Source organism: Qipengyuania huizhouensis (assembly GCF_019711635.1).
GTDB classification, from domain to species: Bacteria; Pseudomonadota; Alphaproteobacteria; order Sphingomonadales; family Sphingomonadaceae; genus Qipengyuania; species Qipengyuania huizhouensis.
This window is the reverse complement of the sequence record NZ_JAIGNT010000002.1, coordinates 1-21,949: the sequence shown is the minus strand read 5'-3', so window position 1 is coordinate 21,949 and position 21,949 is coordinate 1. Positions and strand designations below refer to the sequence as shown.

At 56.9% G+C, this 21,949-nt stretch carries 22 protein-coding genes and 1 tRNA gene; 8 read left to right on the top strand and 15 right to left on the bottom strand.

Features of this window, described 5'->3' with window-relative positions:
* Positions 1–38 precede the first annotated feature (38 nt).
* Complete coding sequence (locus tag K3180_RS02505) at positions 39–647, top strand: HD domain-containing protein (RefSeq protein WP_221538098.1); 609 nt, start codon at positions 39–41, stop codon at positions 645–647.
* 25 nt (positions 648–672) lie between these two features.
* Here K3180_RS02505 and K3180_RS02500 read toward each other — a convergent pair whose 3' ends face one another.
* From K3180_RS02500 to K3180_RS02465, 8 genes are all read right to left on the bottom strand, one after another.
* Positions 673–1,359 (bottom strand): DsbA family protein, encoded by a 687-nt coding sequence (locus K3180_RS02500; protein WP_221538097.1) that lies wholly within the window; start codon positions 1,357–1,359, stop codon positions 673–675.
* A 19-nt stretch (positions 1,360–1,378) separates the two neighbouring features.
* Entirely contained in the window at positions 1,379–2,761 is a 1,383-nt protein-coding gene (locus K3180_RS02495) for a M48 family metalloprotease (protein ID WP_221538096.1), read from the bottom strand.
* A gap of 120 nt (positions 2,762–2,881) precedes the next feature.
* Positions 2,882–3,988, bottom strand: coding sequence for a phosphatase domain-containing protein (locus K3180_RS02490; RefSeq protein WP_221538095.1), 1,107 nt, complete (start codon positions 3,986–3,988; stop codon positions 2,882–2,884).
* Positions 3,989–4,029: 41 nt separating this feature from the next.
* Positions 4,030–6,039: a PAS domain-containing protein gene (locus K3180_RS02485; protein ID WP_221538094.1), complete on the bottom strand. Its 2,010-nt coding sequence runs from the start codon at positions 6,037–6,039 to the stop codon at positions 4,030–4,032.
* A 100-nt stretch (positions 6,040–6,139) separates the two neighbouring features.
* Complete coding sequence (locus K3180_RS02480) at positions 6,140–6,586, bottom strand: DUF2141 domain-containing protein (RefSeq protein WP_221538093.1); 447 nt, start codon at positions 6,584–6,586, stop codon at positions 6,140–6,142.
* Positions 6,583–7,299: a sterol desaturase family protein gene (locus tag K3180_RS02475; RefSeq protein WP_221538092.1), complete on the bottom strand. Its 717-nt coding sequence runs from the start codon at positions 7,297–7,299 to the stop codon at positions 6,583–6,585. The genes K3180_RS02480 and K3180_RS02475 overlap by 4 nt, the downstream gene beginning before the upstream one ends.
* A 50-nt stretch (positions 7,300–7,349) precedes the next feature.
* Positions 7,350–7,835, bottom strand: a complete 486-nt coding sequence (locus K3180_RS02470) for an MmcB family DNA repair protein (protein ID WP_221538091.1) — start codon at positions 7,833–7,835, stop codon at positions 7,350–7,352.
* 47 nt (positions 7,836–7,882) lie between these two features.
* Entirely contained in the window at positions 7,883–8,281 is a 399-nt protein-coding gene (locus K3180_RS02465; RefSeq protein ID WP_221538090.1) for a hypothetical protein, read from the bottom strand.
* Between the two features lie 110 nt (positions 8,282–8,391).
* Here K3180_RS02465 and K3180_RS02460 point away from each other — a divergent pair.
* From K3180_RS02460 to K3180_RS02450, 3 genes are all read left to right on the top strand, one after another.
* A tRNA-Arg gene (locus tag K3180_RS02460) sits at positions 8,392–8,468 on the top strand.
* Positions 8,469–8,614: 146 nt separating this feature from the next.
* Positions 8,615–9,976, top strand: coding sequence for a DUF6538 domain-containing protein (locus K3180_RS02455; protein WP_345719418.1), 1,362 nt, complete (start codon positions 8,615–8,617; stop codon positions 9,974–9,976).
* Between the two features lie 420 nt (positions 9,977–10,396).
* Entirely contained in the window at positions 10,397–10,939 is a 543-nt protein-coding gene (locus K3180_RS02450) for a hypothetical protein (RefSeq protein WP_221538088.1), read from the top strand.
* A gap of 6 nt (positions 10,940–10,945) precedes the next feature.
* Here K3180_RS02450 and K3180_RS02445 read toward each other — a convergent pair whose 3' ends face one another.
* Both K3180_RS02445 and K3180_RS02440 read right to left on the bottom strand, forming a co-directional pair.
* Entirely contained in the window at positions 10,946–11,500 is a 555-nt protein-coding gene (locus K3180_RS02445) for a recombinase family protein (protein ID WP_221538087.1), read from the bottom strand.
* A gap of 1,494 nt (positions 11,501–12,994) precedes the next feature.
* The gene (locus tag K3180_RS02440) at positions 12,995–13,564 is read right to left on the bottom strand and encodes a hypothetical protein (RefSeq protein WP_221538086.1); all 570 of its coding nucleotides are present in this window, start codon (positions 13,562–13,564) and stop codon (positions 12,995–12,997) included.
* 423 nt (positions 13,565–13,987) lie between these two features.
* Here K3180_RS02440 and K3180_RS02435 point away from each other — a divergent pair, with 423 nt between their 5' ends.
* Together K3180_RS02435 and K3180_RS02430 are read left to right on the top strand one after the other, a co-directional pair.
* Complete coding sequence (locus K3180_RS02435) at positions 13,988–15,100, top strand: hypothetical protein (protein WP_221538085.1); 1,113 nt, start codon at positions 13,988–13,990, stop codon at positions 15,098–15,100.
* A gap of 173 nt (positions 15,101–15,273) precedes the next feature.
* Complete coding sequence (locus K3180_RS02430) at positions 15,274–15,816, top strand: hypothetical protein (RefSeq protein ID WP_221538084.1); 543 nt, start codon at positions 15,274–15,276, stop codon at positions 15,814–15,816.
* A 248-nt stretch (positions 15,817–16,064) separates the two neighbouring features.
* On the opposite strand, the gene K3180_RS02425 is transcribed toward K3180_RS02430, so the two are convergent.
* The 4 genes from K3180_RS02425 to K3180_RS02410 all read right to left on the bottom strand — a co-directional run bounded on the left by K3180_RS02425 (position 16,065) and on the right by K3180_RS02410 (position 19,544).
* Positions 16,065–17,090, bottom strand: coding sequence for a hypothetical protein (locus K3180_RS02425; protein ID WP_221538083.1), 1,026 nt, complete (start codon positions 17,088–17,090; stop codon positions 16,065–16,067).
* 125 nt (positions 17,091–17,215) lie between these two features.
* Positions 17,216–18,013 carry an HNH endonuclease gene (locus K3180_RS02420; protein WP_221538082.1) on the bottom strand — a complete coding sequence of 266 codons (798 nt, stop codon included), beginning with the start codon at positions 18,011–18,013 and terminating at the stop codon, positions 17,216–17,218.
* A 116-nt stretch (positions 18,014–18,129) separates the two neighbouring features.
* Positions 18,130–18,990, bottom strand: a complete 861-nt coding sequence (locus K3180_RS02415) for a Dam family site-specific DNA-(adenine-N6)-methyltransferase (protein ID WP_221538081.1) — start codon at positions 18,988–18,990, stop codon at positions 18,130–18,132.
* Between the two features lie 80 nt (positions 18,991–19,070).
* Positions 19,071–19,544 (bottom strand): DUF7004 family protein, encoded by a 474-nt coding sequence (locus tag K3180_RS02410; RefSeq protein ID WP_221538080.1) that lies wholly within the window; start codon positions 19,542–19,544, stop codon positions 19,071–19,073.
* Positions 19,545–19,770: 226 nt separating this feature from the next.
* Between K3180_RS02410 and K3180_RS02405 the strand changes: the two genes are divergently transcribed.
* Entirely contained in the window at positions 19,771–20,325 is a 555-nt protein-coding gene (locus K3180_RS02405; RefSeq protein ID WP_221538079.1) for a recombinase family protein, read from the top strand.
* Between the two features lie 101 nt (positions 20,326–20,426).
* Positions 20,427–20,969, top strand: a complete 543-nt coding sequence (locus K3180_RS02400) for a hypothetical protein (protein ID WP_221538078.1) — start codon at positions 20,427–20,429, stop codon at positions 20,967–20,969.
* Here the strand turns inward: K3180_RS02400 and K3180_RS02395 are convergent.
* A partial coding sequence (locus K3180_RS02395) for a site-specific integrase (RefSeq protein ID WP_221538077.1) occupies positions 20,870–21,949 on the bottom strand: 1,080 nt, incomplete at its 5' end. The two genes, K3180_RS02400 and K3180_RS02395, sit on opposite strands and share 100 nt — an antisense overlap.

Here is a 21,949-nt window from a genome sequence, read left to right as displayed (position 1 = left end):
GCCAGTCGCTACTATCGCACGTGAGCAGGAGAGAGATGATGAACAAGCCCGAAAACCTCGCCCATTCGCTGGCCGAACGCGCCAAGTTTCGCGAAATGAAGGAAGGGACCAAGGAAGACTGGGCGATCATCGGGGCCGAATACCGCGAATTTGCCAAAGACCTGCCCGACCGCGTGCTGGAGCATCTGAAACTGCTCGACGGCGATTTCGGGGGCTTTCCCGTCTGCAGGTTGGAGCATTCTTTGCAGACTGCCACGCGCGCGCACCGCGACGGGCGGGACGAGCAATATGTCGTGATGGCGCTGCTTCACGACATCGGGGATACGCTTGGCAGTTACAATCACCCCGAGGTGGGTGCGGCGATCATCAAGCCCTTCGTGACCGAGGAAATCCACTGGATCTGCCAGAATCACGGCGCATTCCAGGGCTATTACTATTTCCACCATCTCGGGATGGACCGCGATGTGCGGGAGAATTTCCGCGCCTCTCCGCATTTCGAAGCCTGCGCGGAATTCTGCGAGAAATACGATCAGGCCGCGTTCGATCCGGATTATGACAGCGAGCCGCTGGAGTTCTTCGAACCCATGGTCCGCCGCGTGATGGCGAAGCCGCTGGCTTCGATGTACGCGAAAGCCATGGAGGAATAGGGCCTCAGCTGGCCGCGGTACCGGTTCAGCCGTCGCTATCGCCGACGATCTGCGCCAGCCGGTCGTAGCCGACTGCGCCCTCGAAGACCTGATCGTCGAACACCCAGCTGGGCGTCCCCGTGAAGCCGAGCTGGCGTGCGAAGGCAGCATTGCGCGCGAGTTCTGCAGTAACTTCGTCCGAAGAGCCGAATTCGCGGGCGGCGTCCATATCGATGCCTGCGGCTTCAGCAGCGCCCGCGATGCCGGCCGCGGTGGGTTGGCCGTTGGCGAACATGGCGTGATAGAATTGTTCGAACTTGCCCTGCTCCGCCGCAGCAAGACCCATGCGCGCGGCGGCTTCGCTTCCCTCGAAGATCGGCCACTCGCGCACGACCACCCGTAAATCGGGATTGGCGGCAATCAGGCGGTCGATGTCGGGGACGCTGGAGCGGCAGTACCCGCAGGCGTAATCGGTAAATTTGACCAGTGTTTTCGACCCGTTCGGATTGCCCAGCACGGCCCCTTCGAATGGCTGGGAAAGATCACCCGAAACCGATGCCAGCCGATCCTGCGCCTCCTGTGCCTGATAGGCATTGGCCATTTCGGGCAGGATATCGGGATTGCTCACGAGGTATTCGCGCGTTTGCGAATGGCCCAATCCGCTATAGGAAAAGGCCGCTGCACCGGCGAAGCCCGCCAGCAGAGCGACCACTACGGTCAGCACATGTTTCATACTTTACCCACCCTGTTGTTCAGCGCCTGCGATCGTCGCATTCGGCCCTGTCCATTTCGCACAACTGTTCCATCAGCGCACGCGCTTCCATGGCGATATCCTGCGCGCGCAGCCAGTCGGGCGAACCGTAAGGCAATTCTGCTTCGGCCGCCTGAGCACTGCGAAGCGCAAGGGGATATTGCCGGTTCATCACCTGCTGTTCCGCACTGGCGAGTCGTGCGCGCGCCATGTCGCCCCTTGCGGCATAGACTACGCCCAGCTGGTACCAGGCGAAAGGATTGTACCGGTCGCGGCCCACTGCGGCGCGCAGAACGCGCTCGGCCTCTTCGTAATTCGCCTTGTCCTCGGTCGCGATCAGCGCGTGTCCCAGCATGGAAGCGATCAGCGGTTCGGAACGGGTCAGTTCGGTGGCGTTTCGCAGCGGATCGAGCGCTTCATTCGCACGCCCGGATTCGAGCAGGACCTGGCCCTTCAGCTCGAGGAAGTAGGGATCGTTGGGAGACCGCTCGATAAGCGTGTCCGCAGCCGCCAGTGCCCGATCGATTCGCGCCTCCTTGTGATAGGCATAGGCGCGCGCAAGCAGGGCCGGGGTCGAATCGTCGCCCTCGGGGTAATCGCGCAGTGTATGTTCCGGATCGGCGACATAGCCTTGCAGTTTCGCCTTCACCCGCTGGAAACGGCTTTCCCACGCTGCGTTGAGCGGGGCATCCCAGGCGGGATCCTTGCGATAGGTATCGGTCAGCTTGGAGATGCGGTCCCCCGATAACGGGTGGGTGCGATAGAAGCCTGCCTCGTCGTTCTGAAGAATGGCGCGGCGATTTTCCTGATTGAGGAGCTTTTCGAAGAAGGCGAGCGAACCCTTCCCGGTAATGCCTGCCTTGGAAAGATAATCGGCGCCGGCGGCATCGGCGCTCGCTTCCTGGGTGCGGCTGAAGGCGAGGAATTTGCCCAGCGCAGCCTGCTGTCCTGCGGCAATGATGCCCATGGCCGCTTCACCGCCTCCTGCAAGGGCCGCACCGATCCCGGCGAGCATGGACAGGATCGAGATCCTGCTGGCCGTGGCCAGGCCTTCGCCGGTGCGGATCACGTGTCCCCCGGTAACGTGCCCCAATTCGTGCGCGATCACGCCCTGCACTTCATTGGCGGTGTCTGCCGCATCGATCAGCCCGCTGTGGATGTAGACCGCCTGCCCGCCGGCGACGAAGGCATTAATCGACGGGTCGTTGATGAGGACGACATCGACATTGCCCGGTTCCAGCCCGGCCGCTTCGATGAGGGGCGCTGAAATCTCGTCCAGGAAAGCTTCGGTCTCCGCGTCGCGCAGGATCGATTGCGCAGCTGCGGGCTGCGCGACGAGTACCGCGAGCGCGAAAAGGGCGAGGAAATGAGAGAGGAAGCGCATCGGCCGCGACACTAGGGCGTTTCGGCCTGAACCGGAACTGAAACCGGAACTGCGCTGCGGAGGAATTTCACGACCCGGACGAAAAACGAGCGGATTGCGCCGCAAGGGATGGGCGCCGTCTCACGTCATCGCCTCTGCTTCGCCCTTGCCGACCGAGTCGACGATCTTCGTCGCCTCGTCATCTTCCAGGAGGCCTATCGAGGCGAGAAATTCATGGCCTTCGCTGTAACCCTCGCCCAGCCAAAGAGGGATGTCTGCCGCTTCCAGCGCTGCCTTTGCAATCAGTTCTTCCGGGCTCATCGTCTCCCCGACCTTGCGAATGAAGACCGCGCGAATTCGTGCGGGATTGGCAACCGCGATGTCGGAAAAGGCCGTCAGATCGCCCTGCGAATCATCACCGATCAGCGCAAATTTCATCTCCGGATAAGTCGCGACGATCGCTTCGATTGCAGCGCGCTTGTGCGCCCCGTGGCTGGAAGAGGCGAACGTCTGGCGATTCAGGCCCCAGTCACGCAGGCTGATGGGCCCGAGCGGCAAACCGCGTCCCTTCATATAAGCGACGAGATAGGAGAACAGGTTCCAGGGGCTCGATGAGACGTAGAAGAACGGGCGGCGCGAGGCGTATTGGTGCTCGCCAGTGTGGCCCTTGCCTTCGGGCAGGCCCTCGTTGCCACCGAGGGCATTGTAGAACACGTCCGCGCCGGGCACCAGGATACGTTCTTCGGGCATTTCCATCAACACGCGGCGCCAATTGCGCATGACCGCGCGAAAATTGCCGGTGATGCCGGTTTCTATGATCGTGTCGTCGATATCGGAAATTACCGCCAGTCCGGTCGCCGTGCCGGGGGCAAGGACATGGCCGTCGATGCATTGCGCGCCTTCACCGTTGTTCCAGTGCAGGGTTACGGTCTCCCACTGGGGGTGCTCTTCATAGTCCCATTCGCCCTCCAGCCGGATGTCGAAATGGACGAAGCCCTCCTTGTCGGTGATCGCCTGGTGACGCCGCGTTTCACCGCCGGGCGATTGCACTTCCAGCTCGACCGGGAGGTCCTTCACCTCATGGCTGGCGAATTGGGCCATCATCGTGCGAAGCGCGCGCCATTTGCCCCTCTTGCCGAATTCGCTCTTGCGCGAGCGCAGGGCGCGCACGGTGATAAATAGCCGCTCCCGGTTGCGATAACCGAAATACGGCTGGATGCGGACGGGCGCGCGGAATGCGAATGGCATGGGCGGTGCGCTAGCCTGCGCGCCGCCGGTTCCCAAGGCCTTTATTTGCTGGCGAGTTTGAGCGTGGCCGTTTCCATCAGGATGCTGTCATGCGGCACTTCGCCGACAACTTCCGTTTCGCCATTCGCCTTGCGGCGGACCATTACCAGCGCTAGTTCCGGCCCGTTTTGCGATACCGCATCGACCGGGAATTGCTCGACCACGCCCCGGCTCGTGCCGGGATGGCGTTCCGAAGCGATCACCGCCTTGATGCTGACGTCGAAGGCGCGCCCGACAGCTTCGTAAAGTGCCCTGCGGCCGAGATCATCGGTCGTACGGGCAGCTTCCGTCAGGTCGCGCACCGCGGCGAGCAAACCGGTAAGGCTCTCGGGATCCTGCGTCTGCAAAGCATCGCCGCTTTCTTGAGCTTCGGCTCCACCGGTTTCCACCAGCGCGACCGACTCTTCTTCGAAAGCTTCCTCGGGCGACGCGGCTTCGGCGGTTTCGAATTCGCCGTACTCGGCTTCTGCGGCCGGCTCTTCGGCCTCCACTTCGGCATATGCCTCCGTCACCTCGGCTTCCGTCTCGCCGGAGGTTTCCTCGATGATCATTTCCTCGCCCAGCTCGAGCGGTTCTGCGAAAGCCTCCTCCGCGTGCTCGACATTCGCAGTCTCGGTGGGGCCGGATTCTGCCATTTCGGCAAACTGACTGGACGGTACATGTGCCGGTTCCGTCTCGCCGTGGCTGTAAGACACATCCTCCACCGGGACTTCGCAGGCGAATTCCCCGGCCATGTCGTAAGCTTCGAGCTCGTCCTCTTCTTCGTAAGGCTCGGGCGACAGCAACGTATCGACCGATGGTGCCTTGGGACGGAAAAGCTGCCGTTCTTCCTGCGCCTCTTCCTCGTCATCGGACGTTTTATCGGACAGCGTGCCGAGATCGACCGTCTTTTTCCCGCGCGTGCCGGCATTGACCAGCGCCAGCAGGCGGCTGTTGAGATCGATGTTCGCCAGCGGGTTCACCAATTCGTCGACATCTTCAGCTTCCGGCTCTTCCTCGTCCCAATCGGGCAGGCCGTAATCGGCGGCGGTGGTGATACCGGTGGGAGAAACGTCTTCCTCAGCGCCTACTTCCGTTGAAGCGCCTCCAACAACCGGATTGCCGAGCGCATCCACCGCCCGGTTGCGTTTGGGCGTCATGGGCATTTCATAGCTCCGGGAATCCTCTGAATGGGATAGGCCGTCGTCGTAACCGAAGCTGGGGGTCGGCAATTCACCGGAAGAACCCGTCTCCACCTGGGCATCGCGCAGGTCGAGGATGTTATCTTCGCCATCCCAGTGGGTTTCTTCAGCGGTGTCTTCGATGTCTTCGACCGGTTCTTCAGCTGTGTCATAAGCGTCGAAATGAACGATGTCGGCGGTCGTTGCCGGTGTGTCTTCCACCACCGCGCCTTCTGCCACTGTGCCAAAGTCCATCGCGCGGTCTATTTCCTCAAGGAGCGCATCCGCGGTCTGGGCGTCGGCGATTTCCTTCCAGTTGATGACGGCATAAACGAAGTCGATCGTGTCGAAATCGCTCGAATAGGGTAGCAGGATGCCGCGATAGGCGACGGTCTTGCCCCTGCCATTGGCCGATTCGGCCTCGAAACTGACCGGGGCCTGTGCCGAGACTACCTGGAGGTAATTTTCGGCGATCTTGCTCAGCAGTGAATTGCGCGGAATCTCCTGCAAGGTTTCGATGGCATCACCAAGCCTGCATTCCCTGCTCAGCTCCCTGCCGATGAACTGGATGGTGGGCGTGGTGCTGCCGGTCGAGAAATCGAGCAAGACGCTGTAAGGGCCGAAATCTCCAAGAAATTCGGGTTCCAGGTCCTCGATATGCGGTAGCTTCTCGCTGCCTAGCAGGCTTGACCAGTGATTGTAGGCGCGCACCTGCATGCGGCGTTCGTCCTGGCCTACCGGCGAAGGAGGCGGGTTGGAATGCGCGCCGTCGTCGGCATAGCCGCCTTCATCGCTATCGTCGAAATCCCGGCCTGCACCGAATGCGCCGAATTCTCCGCCAAGCCTGTCCATTGCAGCAAGTGCCCCCGAAACGAGTGGTTATCGGGCAAGGCTATGCGCCGCGCGTGCTGAAAAAATGGTTAAGGTTAATCGATTCCTGCGCGCTGCAGCGTCAGAGCATGTACCGCATCTTGATTGCCATCGAACGATCTTCGCCCGTCATTTCGAACACGGCATCGGAAAAGGCCGGCGGGCCCATGCGCACCGGCGCATCGCGGGAAAAGCCGAAGCCTTCCTTTGGCATCATGCCCAGCGCACGGTCTGCCTTGCCGTTGGAATTCTCGTCATGCAACAGTGCGATTGCATAGCGCCCCGGTTTCACGCCCCTGAAAGTGAGGGTTAGCGTGCCTTCGCGTGCATCTACGGTCGCAGCATGGGCACCTGCCACTCCGCGGCATTTCGGGAAGCTCTTTTCGACACCGGTCATGCAGGCGCGCACGATCCCGTTGGCATTGCGCAGGTTGGTGATGGTGATCGTAATCGTCGATCCGTCCTGCTTGGCGGGGACTCCTGCACCCAGTGCCAGCGCAGCGAGCGGCAGGAACGCCAACCGCTTCATAGCGCCTTGCTCAGCCCCTTGTCGGTTCCGCACAGACGGTCCCAGAACCGGAAATAGAGGCCGTAATTGCATCGATACTCTTCATGGTGCCGTTGATGGTGGCTGGCGGTTATCAGCCATCCCCCTAACGCCGAGTGAACCAGTTTGCGCGGAAACATCTCCCAGCCCATGTGGTTGGTCACCCCCATTACGGTCATCACCAGCAGTACCAGGCCGAGCATGGCCACGTGGATCGGCACGGCGAAGACCAGCAGCGGAATGACGATGGCACCGGTGATCGCTTCCCAGGGATGAAAGCTCATCGCGGCCCATGCGGTGGGCGGGCGGCTGGCATGGTGCACCGCGTGCATTGCCCGGAACCAGGCGGGCCGGTGCATCAGGCGGTGGGTCCAGTAAAACCATGTATCGTGCAGGAAGAGATAGATCAGTGGCGCCAGCGGCAGGTACCACAGCGGCAGCGCGTCCCAATGGGTGTAGATCCGCGTCCAACCCCGCTCCTGCCAGCCCCAGGCGACGACCCCCGCAGGTATGCCGTAAATTGCCGCCGAGGCGAGCGACCAGCCGATTTCCTTGCGAATCTGCTCGCCCAGTTTCGCGTGATAGTCCGGCAGCCGGCGATGGGTGAGCCAGGCGAACACCCCGCTCGACGCGAGATAGCGCAGGGCGACGATCCCGGTCATGGCGGCGGCGGAAAGTAGAATGGCGGTCCACATGGCGTAGCGCCCCTATGCCGCAAAACACCCCGCTTTCACAGGCAAACCGGCTATTCGCTGCCGCCCCAGGGCGCGCAATGCGGATCGATGGCAACAGTGGCCCGGCGCATGGCGGCTCGGGCAAGCCGCTCCACCTCGGTTTTGCGGCGCGTGGCGGCCAGCGGGTGCAGCGGCGCCGGCCGAACGATTTCGCCATCGTAACTATCGGCTACCACGATGCCGCAGCAATCGGGGCGATAGTCCTCGCCATTGAGAATATTCCGGTCGAGCTGCGGCGGAAGGCCCCAATAGAAGCGATCGCAGAAGTCGAGATAATCGGGCCACTTGCCGTCGCCCAGCAAATCACCCCGCTGGACCTTCACTTCGACGATGACGATCCTGCCCTTGGTGTCGAGACCCATCAGATCCGCGCGGCGGCCGTTGCGCAGCGGCATTTCAGGCATCAGCCAGATATCGTTGCGGGCAAATAACCTTTGGATGCCGCGGCAAACGCTGCCGGCATCGAGCGGGGTTTCGATAACAGGGGAATCGCTCATGGCGACCAAATGGAACAGAAAGCGAACGCGGTCAAGCGCGCGAACCGCTACTCCGGCGGTGCGAGAGCAAGTATGGCTGCCCGCGCGCAATGGAATTCACGCCACAGGGTGAGCGCGGCACTGGTGGTGTCGTGCCCTGTTGCGGTCAGCGAAAGCAGTGCCCGCAGGCCCGGTTGCATGACTGCGGCAAGATCGTCGACGCCGCGCGCCACCGATTCCAGGTTCAGACCGCCAAGTTCCAATGCCCGCTGCGGGAGACTGCGAATTTCCTCGCTCTCCTCTTCCTCGCCGAGTTGGGCGAGGATTCCGACCGCCGCTGCCGCTTCGTGCACCGCCTCCCATTGTGCGGTGAGCGCAGTAAGCCTGTCCGTGCGCATGCCCGGCTTGTCGGCTGGTGACAGCACCGTCGCTAGCGACAGGTCGAATTCGTGGGACATCGCGCTCATAGCTTGCGAAGCTACGCCAGCGCGCTTGCCAATTTCCTAACGCAGGATTCGCATTCGCGATTTTTCTGGCAGCATGGCGGACGCCTTGCTAAGCGCCCCGGCCACGGCATGCACCCGTAGCTCAGCTGGATAGAGCGCTGCCCTCCGAAGGCAGAGGCCACAGGTTCGAATCCTGTCGGGTGCGCCAAACCTCGAAAATCTACGGAATCAGAGCGCCTTAAAGGCGCAGGCAAAAAGTCGTGTAGCACAAGCGCGTCGCACGAGGACCAATCTCAAGATCGTCATTCCGATTGTCTTCAACAGGATGGAGGAGATGGTCGTCGTCGCCTTACCGTGTATCACAAGCGGCTGTCTGGCCTTTGGCGCCGAGGTGGAATCTATCAATTCAGGGTTCGCGTCCCCTCCGATCTCGTAGCCATCGTCGGAAAGACTCACATTAATCGGTCGTTGAAAACCGCCTCCTATCCGGAAGCCCTCCCAAGGGGGCGAGCAATGGCGTTCGAGATTGCGGAAGCGTTCGAGTCCGCACGGCGGAACGGTGCAGAAACTTGGACAGCGTATGACCCACCTTCGACCAGTGTGGCGGCAAGCGTATTTATCGCTCCAACCAACAGCCTAACGATCTACGAGGCGTGGAACCGGTATCTATCCGATCCCGGTAGTGCGCGGACTCGCAAGACGGTGCTGGCTTACGAGACTGTCAGAAACCTTGTGGTTGCCGTCCTCGGCAAGGACAAGCTGGTGACTGACATCTCTCGGCAGGATTGCCGCAGGGTGATGGAAGTGTTGCAGCAGTTGCCGAGACACTATGAACGGCGTTGGCCCGGTGCGACGCCATACGAGGCTATAGAACTGGGACAAAAACATGCAGTTCAAAAAATGGCCGCGTCAAACTGTAATGGGTATCTGACGCGGTGGGCTGGAATGATGAACTGGCTTGTGAAGGAGGAGTTCGCCACCCGGAATCCGGTGCGCGGCCTCCGGATTGCAGACCCGATCCCGGCCAGAGAAAAGCGGCTGCCATTCTCAATCGATCAGTTGGCCGCCATCTTTCAGGGAGAACCCTACACCGATTTGCTCTCCATCATTGCGGGGCGCACGAAGCCAGAATCTCCCGCGCACTTCTATGTCCCATTGATCGCGTTGTTCAGCGGCCAGCGGCAGAATGAAATCTGCCAACAGACGGTGGATGACATCGTGGAGATCGATGGCGTGCACTGCTTCATCGTCAAGGCAGATACCGCGCTCGGAAAGCGGGTGAAAACCGCATCGAGCGAGCGCATCATTCCCATTCACCCTGCACTGATCCGAGCCCGTCTCCTTGAACACTGGCGCAGAACGAAGGGTGCGAATGAAAGTCGCTTGTGGCCAGAGCTTCCTCTCGACAGGTTCGGCTACGCCTCGGCCTACTTCTCAAAATGGTTTGCGCGATACCTTATCAAGGTGGGCGCGAAGCAGGATCGGACAGCCTTTCATAGCTTTCGGCACAACTTTCGCGATGCCATGCGCGCTGGTCGTGTTGACCGGGAGCTTACCTATACCCTCGGAGGTTGGACGGGAGGTGGTTCTGGTGGTGCTTCGGTAGGTGATTTCTATGGAAGTGGATTTCCAATTTCTGCGCTCTACGAAGCGATTACGAGGGTAGAGTATCCTGTGCCTGCTCTCGCGCCGTTGATGATCGAGAGGGACGACTGATCTCGTCCCTCATGAGTAAGGCGACGACGACCATCTCCTCCATCCTGTTGAAGACAATCGGAATGACGATCTTGAGATTGGTCCTCGTGCGACGCGCTTGTGCTACACGACTTTTTGCCTGCGCCTTTAAGGCGCTCTGATTCCGTAGATTTTCGAGGTTTGGCGCACCCGACAGGAGAGCCAAGGGTTCGCCTATCATCCTGCACGGTAATTTCCATGGTTTCCTGACCATCCTCCACCGTTGCTGATGATGGTTGAGAGGCAGTATCTACGATCTCGGGAGCGTGCTTCCTGGTCATGGGATGAGTGTCGCACAGCCGCACAGGGCGTCAACGAAGTTCAGAAGATGATCCATGGACGCTGGGGGATCGTCTCGTCCCTCGGGTTGGCGAGAACGGTGCGGCTCTCTAACTTTTGGCAATGTCCTCGACCGAAGAGCCAGCGTTGAACTCGCTGCTGACGATCTTCAACATTGCGAAGAAGTCGGACCTAACCGATCATTGCCGGGATGCGGTGATTGATGGCTCGGATTTGGCCAGCCTGATCTTCGCCTGCATGACAGAGGCGATTCCCATTCGCCATTTCCGGTTCCATAAGCATCATCATCCCGAACATCTCGTGCCCAAGGACAGGGATCGCGAGGCATTGGCGCGCAATGGGGTGGGGCCTTTGTCGAAGGACGCGAAGCGGTTCGTGAACAAGATCGGGCAGATGTTCGAGCAGCGACGGCTCCTCAACGCCCATCTGTTTATCCCGGTCGAGTATCCGACTGACTGGCATCTGTTCTACTTCGACCAGAGGGATGTCGATCAGGATCGCAACCACTGGGAGCACGGCGAGCACATCCACCTGATGAACATGATCACCCATCCCCGGCTGCCGGTTCTCGATCTTGTGAAGAAGCTCGATGAGGAAGACCGACCGAAGCTCGGGGGCGGGCTTCACATCAGGTATCGGCGGTAGTCTCGGTCACGCCGCCAATGCCCGGTAAACACTCGCCCGACCGATCTTCATCTCGCGTGCAATGTCGGTGGGGCGCATCCCTTCGGCGTGCAGTTCCTTGACCCGGTTGAAGTCGATGGTCGAGGGGCGGCCTTTGTAGACATTGCGCAGCTTGGCGGCTTCGATTCCCCTGCGCTGGCGCGCCTTGATAAAATGCTTCTCGATGGAGCCCACAAGTCCGAAGACGATCAGCAGAACTTCCCCCATCATGTCCGAACCGTCGAAGGTGATCGCCGGGTCATGGATGCGCAGGATCGCCTTCTTCTCGACGATGCGCTTCGCAATGGTGAGCAGGTCGCCGGTATCACGGGCCAGACGATCAGGATGAAGGGCGAGAAGTTCGTCGCCAGGTTCGAGCAGACGCAGGGCCGCTTCAAGCTGGTCACGACCGTTGAGGGATGATCCGTTCCCGGTCTCGCAGAACACCACCACTGCACCAAGGTCTTCGAGCCGAGCCTTCTGGCTCTGGATGTCCTGCCCCTCGTTGGTGCTGATCCTTGCGTAACCCAGCGTCTTGCCCATCCAGCCTCCAAGTGTCTCGTATGGATGTAAGACCCTCTCACAGAACTGTCTTTTGGCAAGAAAAACCACCCGTGCGAGACGCAGATTCCGTCTCGGGAAGTGCCTTAAGTCCGGTTACCTAACTGAGGTGGGGCGCGCGCCGCAAAGCATCATCACACGCATAATTGGATAGGACTCTAGCAGTTCTGGAATCCATCAAGAAAATGGTCGAAAGATACGAGCATGGTTCAACTTCATAGTTCGCAGACGCAGTTCATCAGGGAATATGAACGACATTTCCCGCGTCCGTGGAACAAGGCGGTCCACTTCGTCCACGCTCAAGGGCGGTTACTCGATGTCAGAATTGGTAAAGGGATGTTCGATTCTGAGTATCTCGGCGTTTTCGACGGCGAAAAGCTAATCGCTATCATGAACACATGGGCACCCGTAGATTGCTTGCCTCACAGGCATATCGGCAAGACGATTGTCGAGCGGTCCTACCAAGGGCACGGCATCACTCGCCAGCTAATTGAGTGGTGGGTTCAGACGCACGGCCAGTGCCTCGCATCCGATGAAAATCAGACTCACGATGGCGCTTATGTTTGGAAGTCGATGATTAAGCGGGAACCGCGCCTGTCGTTCTCACTTTGGCGGCCTGATGGTCGTGAAGAACCCATTAGGGTCTGCAATGGGTGCATTGTCCCTGACCCGTGGGCTGAACAGCATACACGATTGCTGGCGAGACCAGCCTAACCCCTTGCATCGCGTCCTCTTCTGGATTGCTCAAAACGACATTTGAGAAGCACGGACTTCTACGGCTTCCCGAGGGACAGATGCAGAGGTTTTTCTGGGTCGGGGGTTGGAGTAGGTCGGCTCGCGCCGAACGAAGCAGCCCTCTAGAGTCGGTCTAAATATGAGATGCCCAGAAAGCCTTTCCCTCTTCTCTCTTTCGTCGAACGCTTCGAGCAGAATTCCCACATTCGGGCATTGCGATACCGCTACGACTTCAAAGCCTCTGTGGTCATCGACACCTATGGAATGTTGGATTTTTACAGCGCACGAAATTATGCGTTCTCGTCAGAGATGAAGGGACGAGTGCGACCTCAAGCGGACAAGCGAATTGGCCTCGTGAGTTGGCACTTTGAGCACCCCGAAGACGGCATCTTGTTTGCATTGAAGTTCGGAACGCCGCTACCGCGCAAGGTGTCTTAGTCTCTCTTTCTGCAAAGCTAAGTCACATCGTGAAACAGATGGTGATTGGGATTCCGCAGGCCGCATTCCACGGGCAACGATGCGCCTTACACGGCGGTCAATCTCCGATGGCGAGAGGTCTGGCCGCTGGCGGATAAGACGCTCCCTCGCAGCCTTGCGGATAGCCCAGAATGGCATAGCTGCGTCATCTTGCTTGCCGATTTGCGTCTTTGGTTTGGTGCTAAAGTTTTGTCCGTAGTTTAGTTTTCGTGCCATGCTCCGAGTATATACGAGACGGTATCAAGCCACATTATTTAATTCGAGCTAAAGCCACTTTTCTGCGAGCCTTTCGGCTATCTGTTGCCGCTCCTCACGGCTTAAATGGAACTGGAAAACCTCAAGTTGAGAAGCGGGAATTTGTGCGTCAAAGCTGCCGTGCTCGTCATCGATGAAGCGGCATAAGAAGCGTGCAATGGCTTCTTCTTTCACATACTGGCCGACACCGAATTCGCCGTGCCTTACTAAGTCGGAACGACGAGGTTGAATCTCTGTGGCAGGCCTCCATGACCCATTTTGCACCGAGGGTTGGTCAATTCCCTCGATAGCTTTTCTAAAAGCAATCCGAGCGGCCTTCGTCGGAGGCTGCGGCAATTCGTAGACCGCAGGCTGATTAACCTTTGCCGTCAGCTTCTTGGCTGTGGTGTTATGGCGTTTGAAAACATTGTGCAGCTTTTGGGTCGTCCAAGGCGAACCGCTGGCTGAGGGATGGCCAATGTCGTTTAGCTCGGAAACATAGCCTCTGAGCGTGCGCGGTTGCTCCCAGCGAGCAATCGCAAGGACAAAATTCCACGTCAACTTGTCGTGCAGTGCACTGCGTGACTTGCGGGTCTCCAAGCTGCGTTCGCGACCCAAGTCGGAGTTCTTCAGAGGTCGTGTTTTTCGAGCCATGATGAGAGCAATATTTTCGAATAGCGAACTCCGCCAGTTCAAAGATTCCCACCAAATCTGAAAAAATCGCAGTTTTCATTTTGCATCACCAAAACTGAAAAATGGGACCCTTTTGCTCGGCGAATTTTCGCACTCCCGCTAACTGTCTGGTCGATGGCCATCACGGCGTCGGCATGTCCGATGCAAGTTCGTCCAAGTGGCGGGCGTCGCCCCAGCGCAAGGGGCAAATCAATTGGTTCTTTCCATGGGGGAGAGCCTCACTTCATCGGCCTCCGTCATCGACGAGGGCTAGAAACAAAACCACGTCTTTGGCGAACCAAGTGGCTCGTCAGGACACGGGTGGCGCTACCCATTTTCTGGGAAACGAGCATGACGAAAAATACGAATGTCGGGGTCAAACGGTCGCCTGAATGGAAGGCTGAAGCGACGCCGAGAAGGACCAAGAAAGTTGCCGCAGCTGAAGCTCCTGAGACAAGGAAACTTCAACGACCAGCGAGAACTGAACCCAGCAACTCAGCAAAGGACGTTACGAAGACCAAAACACGCAAGACCGTCGCTCAATGGCGGAAGGTCCTCTTGGAGAACCCGATTGCGCGCCAAATTGGACTTGTCCGCTTCAAACTAGCTGACGTCGGTCAAGTCGGTGGCGTAGGTCTGCGCGCGCTCTACATTTGCGGCCCGCAAGGTGTCGGGAAAACGCACAGCATTGTCGAGCAGGAAGCGGTTTGGCGGTCGCGCAAATTGCGGCCCATCAGGTGCCGACCCCGCAATGTCCACGAGCTTGTTGACCAGTTCAAGGAAGCGAAGGGGCTTGGGCCTCTCATCATGGAAGAGGCAGACATCATCTTTCGCTCGAAGCCAATGTTTGAAATCCTCAAGCAGGCGACCGACCCGAAGACACCCGACATCTTCTCTCGAATGGAGAAAACGAAAGAAGGGAAGGTTCGCGTGGACATCAACCTCAACGTTCCCATCGTGGTGAGCACCAATATGGACCTTTGGGACGACACCCAATGGGACAAGACGTTGATGAATGACCGCGACGCACTTTTCGAACGCTCAGCACCAATCGTGCTTATGCGGGACCCTTTCATGTTGTGGGAATGGAGCGTCTACCTCGCGCTCGCTTCGCACCTCACGCGTGATGTTTGCGTGCGCAATCCGAGCGGAGGGAGGCCATTGCTGCTGTCTAATTCGCTAATCGTTCAAAGTGAAGCGATTAGCTGGTTTACGGATAATGCTCGTGCCCTGAAATCCATCAGCCCCCGCACCCTCAAAAAAGTATCCGAGATTTTCGGAAGACGTCAACGAGGCGATATGCCTGATGAAATTGCCACCATCGAACTCCAAGCGTTGCTGGGAGAAGCGCGAGCTATGCCTCAGCCAACAAACGCGGACTGGGCCAAGCTCTTGCAAGAGATGCCCAAAGCGTCCTCGACAGGTTCCGAGACAATGAAGCCCGAGAGGGCGACGAGCCGATGACGCAACGAGATTTCGAACTATTCCTCGCGACAGTCGAAGCTGACCCCGCAAGGTGGAGTGGCTTCAACAGAAGCCTGAAAGCGCATGCTCCTTTGTGTCTAGCCAACCTCATTGCGTCAGAGACCAAGTGGTCGCCAGAAGACCCACCTCCTTCATGGGACAAGGCGGTAGGCTTGCAACTCACGCTCTATGACAACTGGCTCTACAACGATGGCAAGCGGCCTCGCAAAGGACGTAAAGCGGGAGCGAAGTCTATGCCCAATGCACAAAAGGTTCGATACCAACTCGAACTCGAAGTGTTCGGCGAGAAGCGGAGAGGCAAATGGTGGTTTGGCTTTCTCACGCCCAAGGAAATCCGTGCGCTCGCAGCGAAGCGCAAAGGACGCGAATGGATGGTCGAATGGGGCGACGTTGCTGAAGACAGCGACGGGGTTCTAATTGGATTTGCGCGTTCAAAGGTGAACGGAAACGGCACGAAATATCATGAGGGATACTTGGCAGTTTTCGACGTCGAGGAGACTGCTGTCGTGATTCGAACTCCTCATGGACATCGCGCCTTCAAGAACCCCACGACGGTTACAATGCAAGGCCAACCCCTGTTCGACCCCACTATTATTGAGGGCAAGGTCAAGTCGAGTAGCTTCGCGGCTTGGCGTGTTGGCAGAAATCCCAATATAAAATCCACGGCGTGGGCATCGCATCCATGGACCAAATAAATTGGTTCGGCCTGTTCTCTAATTAAAATATTATGGTCCTGTTTATGTAATAAACACTAATTAGAGAACAGGTCACGTCGCGACCTTTGCTCAGGTCAGCCCTTCTGTCGAAGTGGCGCTGCGCGCAGGCTATTTTCGTGGAGCGAATCTTAGGCGCGCTTCGCTTCACTCGTGACTTCGCTTTCGCGCAAGGGACGCGGCGGCCACAAATCGATTTCAGAGCAAGCACCTGCTCGATGAAGCAGAGGCTAAATCATCTCCGTCTCAGTTGCTTCGTCGAGTTCCTCGAATCCGAAATCGAGATTGAATTGGAGCAGGTCCGAGCAAATGAGATTGTGCAGCGAATCCCAGCGTGTTGGTGCTCTCGGTTCGCGTCGTTCGATGATAACACCGTGCTCTTCCAAATAGGCTTCAATCCACTCGCGCGTCGGTCTTGAAGGACGACGATTTCGAGATTTGAACAGCCCTTCCAGCTTCCAACCCGCCTTCCCACGAACAAGATGCACAACGGTGCGATGCTCGGCGCGAGAAACCATTGCGAAAGCATTTCCTTGCCCCTCATCGAGAAACGCACATGTGTAATTGCGCAGGCAGTTTCGAAATTCACGTGCAACAGCAAAAAGCTCTTCGCCAGTTTCGATTGGGCGATAGAATTCCGAAGCTGGCACGGGATGGGGAGGAGCTTTGGCCCGACGAGCAGCCCTTTGAAATACCGAGGACAGCGCGCTTTGTGTTCTCACTTCCCGTAGTGACCTCACCAGCCATTCCTCATCGACACCATTGTCGAGAAGAACACGAAACGCTGTCACGACATCGCCTGCTTCATTCTCGCTCATAAGAGCCTCGACGAGGGAAGGTGTCCGAAGCGAGTTAGGGAGTGCATTGACGGTCATAAGCTTCGAATGGTCGAGCCGAGGAAGGTGGGCCAAACATTTTCTGGCTTCGCTATCGTCGGAGGAGAGCAGGTGCTTCAGGAGAGAGTAAAACTGCTCGGGATGAATAGCAGGCCCTGACCGACCTAGTGCACGCCGTAGTCCCCTTGGAACGTCACCATCATAGGCGACGCTCAGAATTTCGTGATGTGGGGCAGACAACAGGAACTGGCCGACATCCTTCGTCTCGCTGTCCTTCGGCAGCTTGGCGGATAGATACGCAGCAACGACGTGTCGGCGCTCTTCGCTCATGCGAAAAAGCGCACCACAGAAGGAATGATGCAGGTCGATTTCTATCGCCAGAAGAATGACCCACGACGAATGAGTAGTAATGATGGTCAATAAAAGTCCCCTTACAAATGTAAGGGGACTGTTCCAAACCGATAGCGCGCCTCATTCATCTTAGTGGTATATCACATATCAGTTTTTGAGCGAGCTTAAACAACGTGGCCGCTCAACAAGTGGGCTTACTTTCGGAAAATCTCTTTGCGGTGATATTCAAGGTAAGGCAGATGCTTATCGTCGAGTGCTGGTGAGCACTGGTCATTCGTAATTCCCCAAGCTTTGAGAACTTCGACATCTAGCTTCTTGGACACCATGAGCTTGCCGTCCGCCCCAAAAGAAATCCAACCTTTATCGAACAGATGGTCCACATGAGGAGCAAGAAGAAAGCCGTTATAGCCGTCTAAACGCTCAGCATTCGAACAGTCCCTCCAAGGCTTTATGTGGCTCGCAATGAGCATCGCCTTTTCTGCAATGTCGGTGAGTCTGCATTTCTCGCTTATGGATTGGACATTGCGGCGAAACTCGCCTTGACCCCGACGAGCCATGACAAGCTGTTCCTTCTCGGTTTGCTTGAGGCTTGCATCTGCCAGAAGCCGTGCAATCTCTTGTTCCTCAGCGATGTCTTCGCCCGCAACATCATCAGACTCCGTGAGTGGCTCTGTCGGCTCTTGTCCGCCCTTTTCTTCAGCGGCCAGTTGTTCACCTGCCGCACGGCCTTCCTGAAAAGCTTCATAAGCGCATTTATGGCGGTGCGGTCCTGCTTGCGACGCTGGCAAATCAACCAGCATATCATGTGGAGCCGAAGCGTGCTCTTGGTCACACTCTTCAGCAGGGCCTTGGAAACTTTTCCCTAATGCGGCTTGCTTGCCCGCTTCATATGCGCAGACTGCACATTTGTGCCTACCTGTGCCTGCTTGGCATTCAGAAAGCTTTCGCACCACCTGAATAGGTGCGGTATTGCCGTGAGAACATTCGACCATTTTTGACTCCCTCAAATTTGAGGGATGAGTTAGGCCGCTAAGCTCTTCTGTGAAAAGGACCATCGCTCTGAATCAAGGGGGTTTTCACCCACTTGTTCGAGTTGACGATGAGGAAACTATTGCGGGCGAAAAATCGCCAATAGTTCCTGAGCATTGCCACGCGTAGAGGCCTTGCTGGATATGAAGCGTCTGACCGCAAAGCTCTGAATTTCTGCCCCGCGATACAAGGCACGAGCGTCGGCGGTGTCATGGTTAGAAATCAAAACAGCAATACCGCGCTGCGCGCTTTCCCGCGCAACTTCCGCCAAACGTTTTTGATGGGGGAAACCAAAGCCCTCTTTAGCGTAGCTGGTGAAATTCGACGTGGCAGAAAGCGGAACGTATGGAGGGTCACAATAGATGACGTCTCCCTCTGTCGCCCGCTTCATCGCGTCCTCAAAGGATTCGCAATGAAACTCAAATGACTGTGTTCGCTTGCTGAATTCTAGCACTTCGCGCTCAGGGAATTTGGGTCCTTTGTAACGACCGAATGGGACATTAAATTTGCCCCTCCCGTTATATCGGCAAAGACCATTAAACCCGTGCCGATTGAGATAAACGAAAAGCACAGCGCGCCGAAATGGGTCAGTCGTTGTGTTGAATTCGGCCCTCAGGCTATCGAACGCTTCTCGGGTGTTGGCATTCGCAAAGGTGGCTTTGCCCTCCGCGATGAACTCAGATGCGTTGTCCCGAACAGCTTCATAAAGTTCAATAAGGTGGGGATTGAGGTCAGACACGAGAGCTTTCTCGTAGCCAGCGTTGATTGCGACTGCTGCTGACCCAGCAAACGGCTCTATCAGCCTTTTGCCAACAGGCAGGCGCGGAAGAATCTCGTCCAGAACTCGGAATTTTCCGCCTGCCCATTTCAGAAATGGACGCGCCCTCGTTGGCATCACCAACTCTGTTTGGGCATCTTTGGAAACGCTGACACTCGGCATTCGGAACCACTATCAGGAAATGGCTATACGACAAGATTTGCACGCTTGAGACAGTGGATTTCCGTCCGAGCTAATCGCCTTCAGAAGCCCCGCTCCCGACAAAGAGCGTCTATCTCGTGAGCCTTCATGCCTTTGGAGAAGTTCACGACCTTTGACACTTCTAAACCTTCGTGGACAAGCTGATGCATTGCTAGCCTTTTGATACGCTTACCAAGCTTCGTGTTGCGCTTGTTCTCTTCGGCAATCATCCCAAGATAGATGCATGTCAGAGCAATATCGATTGCTACAGCATCATCGCCGAAGCGTTCACTGACTACCGTAATCCCGCTGAGCACATCATCTTCGACCTGCCTGTTCGTGCGCTCGTAAATCCGCTCGTAAATGCGCCATAACTCTTCACTTCCGTGCCGATTACAGACATCGGCAACAACTGCGAAATAGTCGGAATCCAAAGGCGCTCGGCGATTACCGTCCTTCTCGATAACGAAGACACACCAATCATCGAAACTCCCACGGCCAAAATCTATCTTTCGACCATCTGCGAAGGTTTTCAATTTTTATTCTCCGAGTTTCTTTCGAGGGTGGATGCGCCACGCGTCGTTGAAATTCGGTTAGGAGAAGGACGTCCAGAGCAGCCTGACTGATTTCCCCACCTCAGTTAGGTAACCAGAAGCGAGACAGATTTGAGACGCCGAAACTGTCTCATGTGGGTTCGTTTTCCTTGACGAAACACAGTTCTGTGCAACGGTCTTAGAGCCATACGAGACGGTTGGAGAGAGCATGGGCAAGACGTTGGGTTACGCGCGCATCAGCACGAATGAGGGTCAGGACATCCAGAGCCAGAAGGCTAGGCTCGAAGAACTTGGCGCGGTCGTAGTCTTCCATGATGTCGGCAATGGCTCTTCCCTCAACGGTCGTGACCAACTTGAAGCTGTCCTTCGCCTGCTCGAACCCGAAGACGAGCTTCTGGCGCTTCATCCCGACCGTCTTGCCCGCGACACTGGCGACCTGCTGACCATCGCCAAACGCGTTGTCGAGAAGAAGGCCATCCTGCGTATCCACGACCCCGTCATCAGCTTCGATGGCAGCGACCTTATGGGCGAAGTCCTGCTAACCGTGTTTGGTCTTGTGGGGTCCATCGAAAAGCACTTCATCAAGGCTCGGCAACGTCGTGGGATTGAAGCCGCGAAATTGCGGAATGCCTACAAGGGCCGTCCCGCGACCATCGACCCCGATGAGGTCAAAGCCCTTCGAGCAAAGGGCATGGGGGCCTCTGCAATCGCCCGTGAGATGAACATCGGTCGTGCCAGCGTCTATCGAGCACTGGCAGCGTGAAGGGCACCAGAACGGCTCTACGGCCATCCCAGCACCATCGTCTTCGTCATGAAGCACCTCAACATCGTTGACGGAACGATGAACTGTGCCACGCTCGAAGAATGACCAAACCCACCGTTGCCGAAAACGCCGATGCCATCGTCACCATCACCATGACCGAAACCGCCGCTGGCAATGAAACGGATGGTCACGATGACGATGACCAACGTTGGGCGGAGGCCGTCATTACCAGCCTGCCATCACGCTCACGCGAAGCACGAAAGGCGTTGGTAAAGGCTCTGTGGGACGGTGAGGGTTCGATGCCTCTTCTGGGACTCGAACTGACCGACGTTGAAAACAAAGCGGAAAATGCTGGTCTGGATGGAGAATCGACCCACGAAAACTCGCACCTTCCTCTTCTGGGCACCATCCTATTGAAATCATTGGATAAAAATACAGAACCACGGTCTTCGGAGCGTGTTTGCTACGGTTCAATGCTACGGTTTGAACCCGACGGCCAAGACTTAAACCCCAGTGAAATAACGAAAAGCAATCCTCGCGGCTGCTATTTGGAGCGAAGCTCCAAATGGGAGATATCAAGTCCCTCGAAGTTGAGTTTTGCGATTGCCTCGGAAAGTGCCTTAACTCGATGTCCCGCTCCATAGTTATCTGCCGCAATCTGAGAATTGCCTGATGTAGCCCAGCCTCCGAGCCACATCGCTACATCATGCTCGATACGAGCCGCTCGTAATTCATCTCTGAAGTTATGGCGGAATGAATGGAAACACGTCCGTTGTTCATACGCTCCGCAATTACGGGTGAATTGCGTAAACCACTTGGAGAATCCAACAGACCGCTTTCCGTTGGGACCAACCCCCAACTCAGGAAAAAGCTTAGCATGTCGTGTGTTGCGCCGCTCGTGCAGGAACTCCGAAAAGCCGCAGCGATAAAGCGCAGCATGGACGGGAATTAAACGTTCACTTGCGGCTGTTTTTAGAGATTTTTCCCGTTTATCGAATTCAGATGTCCCCGTAACAATGAAGCATTCTATTCCGTCTATCAGACGCAAATCGACGACATCCAACTGGCAAATCTCGTTCAGTCTCATTCCCGTATGCAGGGCAATCAGCGGTATCCAGAAGCGCGCATTGCGAGGCTGCTCACCACCTGAAATTGCATAACCACGCTCGCCATTCTTACAGCCTCTATAAAGTGGTGAATTGAATATGCGCTCAAGCTGCTTGCGGGAGAACGGATTCCGCTTATCCCTCTTTGAAACCAAGTCTGGCAAACGGAGACCCTTCATAGGGTTCCGAACAAGAAGCTCCTCATTGACAGCCCAATTTAGAAAGCTTGAAAAGTTCGCAAGGTTCACGTTGGCGTGGGCCGCACTGACTACTTCAACCTGACCCTCCGAGCGGGCCAATTCCGATGCTTGACGGAATGAAAGCTTCGGAAATCGCTTTCTCGAATTTCGAGGTAGGTGGCGAACTACATCAAGAAAATCACGGCATTCTTGGCGTGCTAAGCTCTCGACAGGCATAGCTCTGTCAACAATCGAGAGCACCAGGCCCTGTTGACAAACTGGATTCACAATCGCTGCGAGATGTGATTCAAGATAGCTTTTGCGGAGGTTATCTTGGCG